This is a genomic window from Rhodoferax saidenbachensis (assembly GCF_031457975.1).
Classification (GTDB): Bacteria; Pseudomonadota; Gammaproteobacteria; order Burkholderiales; family Burkholderiaceae_C; genus Allorhodoferax; species Allorhodoferax saidenbachensis_A.
This window is the reverse complement of the sequence record NZ_JAVDXO010000018.1, coordinates 1-2,421: the sequence shown is the minus strand read 5'-3', so window position 1 is coordinate 2,421 and position 2,421 is coordinate 1. Positions and strand designations below refer to the sequence as shown.

The 2,421-nt window shown below is 59.4% G+C and carries 3 protein-coding genes; all 3 read right to left on the bottom strand.

Annotation, left to right across the window (positions count from 1 at the left end):
* On the bottom strand, positions 1-890 hold an 890-nt coding region (locus J2X15_RS21175; RefSeq protein ID WP_310347023.1), incomplete at its 3' end, for a HAMP domain-containing protein.
* A gap of 10 nt (positions 891-900) precedes the next feature.
* Complete coding sequence (locus tag J2X15_RS21170) at positions 901-1,929, bottom strand: rhamnose ABC transporter substrate-binding protein (RefSeq protein ID WP_310347020.1); 1,029 nt, start codon at positions 1,927-1,929, stop codon at positions 901-903.
* 261 nt (positions 1,930-2,190) lie between these two features.
* A partial coding sequence (locus J2X15_RS21165; RefSeq protein ID WP_310347017.1) for an EAL domain-containing protein occupies positions 2,191-2,421 on the bottom strand: 231 nt, incomplete at its 5' end.

Genomic DNA, 2,421 nt, shown 5'->3' with positions numbered 1-2,421 from the left:
GCGGTTTCTTCCAGGGCGCTGGCTTGTTGTTCGGTGCGGGCAGAGAGGTCGTGGTTGCCCTGGGCGATTTCGGCGCTGGCGGTGGCGACGGATTCAGAGTTTTGCTTAACCTGGGCCACGATGTCGGAGAAGCCGCTCTGCATGGTGCGTAGTTCACGGAACAGGTGCACAAACTCGTCGCTGCCAAACACCCTCACCGGAGCCGATAGATCACCATGCGCAATGTTGCCGGCCACCTCCACCGCGTGCAGCATGGGGCGTTTGATCTGCTGCGCCAGCCAGATGGCTGCCGCTAGCAGGATGAGCACGGCTACTACCAGAGCCAGCAACACGGCGCGCTGTGCCGTCACGATGGTCGTTTTGGCCGCCCCCACTTCGGCCACGGAAGCAGCAGAGATATCCTGCCCCAATGTGGCCACCGGACCCGTCAACTGTCCGTAGGTTTTCTGCAAATCGCCCAGCAGACTTTCCGCTTGCGGTATGTCGGAGGTCGACAACTCTACAATCTTTGCCGCCTGCTGCAAGTAGCTGGTGCTCAGCGGTGCAATGGTTTGCAATGCGGCTTGGCCATTGGCTGGTAGTGCGCGCGCCTGTAGGCTGGTCACCGCGTCCTGGAACGCCTTGGCATGCAGTTTGAAACCATTCTCGGCTTCCATCAGCCGGTCCGGGTTGCGCTGCCGGCCCGCAAACAAAGCTAGTTGGGCATCACCCCGCACCGAGTCCAGCAGCGTGCCTACGGTCTGGCTCTCGCTCAAGGACACGCTGGCACCTAGGGCATCGTCCAGCCCGCCCTGGATGGACCTGGTGGCAGCAAGACCGGACAAACCCACCAGAGCAACAAACACCGCGCCCACAGCGCCCAAGCCAATGATCTGGTTCTGAATTCTCATGTGTGCACCCTCAGAAATTGAAGCGGTCGATGTTGGACGTGTCAAAGGTTGTGGGCGCACCCAGAATGACCTCGCCCTTGGCACCCACCACGTAGTTGCCCAGCCGACCCGCTGCAAAGGTCTCTCCCCTTTTGCCGGTGATCAAGCCTTTGCTCAGGCTGGCGGCCGCATAGGCGGCCAAGTAGCCGAGGTCCACCGGGTTCCACAGCTGAAAGGCCTGCACTGTGCCGTCTTTGACAAACGGACGCATCTGGTTGGGCGTGCCCAGCCCGGTAACATGGACCTTGCCCTTGAATGGTGATGCGGCCACGTACTCGGCGCTAGCCAGAATGCCCACGGTGGTGGGGCAGATGATGCCGCGCAGGTTGGGGTTTTGTAGCAGCGCCATGCACTGTTCGCGCGACCTGACTGGATCGTCATTGCCATAGACTACCTTGGACAGTTTCATGTTCTGGTAGCCGGGGCGGCGCAGCTCTTGCAGCATCCAGTAAATCCAGGCGTTCTGGTTGCTGGCCGTGACATTGGCGGACAGAATGGCAAATTCGCCTTGCCCATCCATCAGCTTGGCCATGAGCTGCATTTGCGCGCGGCCTACGCCTTCCTGGCTGGCCTGGTTGATGAACAGGTCGCGTGCGTCCGTAGCCAGGTCCGCATCCACCGCCACGATCTTGGTGCCCAAGGCGCTGAGCTCACGCACCTTGGGGAGCAGCGCCACCGTCTCGTTCGCGGCCAGAATGACGGCGTTCAAACGCTCTGCAATCAACTGTTGGATGAAAGGCTCCTGAGCCAGTGCTTGCGCGTTGGTAGGCCCCAGCATGCGCGCCTGTGCACCCAGTTCACGTGCTGCTTCCATCACGCCCTCACCCAGAATCACGTGGTACGGGTTGTTTATCTGCTTGGGCAGGTAGGCCAGCTTCAAGCCATTGCTTAGCCCCGTGGCTGCGCCTGCGGTGCGGATGCCTAGGCCCTCGCACAGAGCCGCCAGCAACACAGCCCGCCGAGCCAATGATGGCCCGAGGCCAGTTCTTGTTTTTGTCATGGTGTGTACCCGCTACAGATTGCCGATGGAGGCTCACTGTAGGGAGCTACCCCCATCAGATCCAAGCAATATTTATTATGGAATTCATAAGAAACACTGATGAATGCAAATGCAGCCTTGTTGCCAATGCTGGAATGAGGGTTTGACCTAGCCTCGAGCGCGATGAAGGCTTAGAGGGTTCGGGGGAAAGTACCTAGTACGGATAGTTTGCTGCGATGCAACCGGCATTGAGGTGGCACAGGGTAATCCCGGGCCTGTGGGTCAAATTTCGACCCATTCAACCCGATGCGCTTCTGCTTGCACAGTGTGACTCTTGGCGAAATACGCAATGCAGTGCCCCTCTGACAGCGCGGGACTGTGGAAGTACCCTTGAAAAATGTCACATCCCAGGTCCGCCAGCATCATGCGTTGCTCCAGAGTTTCAACATACTCCGCAATCACTTCCACTTTCTGCGAGCGCCCCAACGCAACAATGGTGCGGATGATGTCGGC

Coding starts and splice junctions, on each gene's coding strand:
- J2X15_RS21170 (WP_310347020.1), bottom strand. CDS start 1,929: ATGACAAAAACAAGAACTGGCCTCGGGCCATCATTGGCTCGGCGGGCT.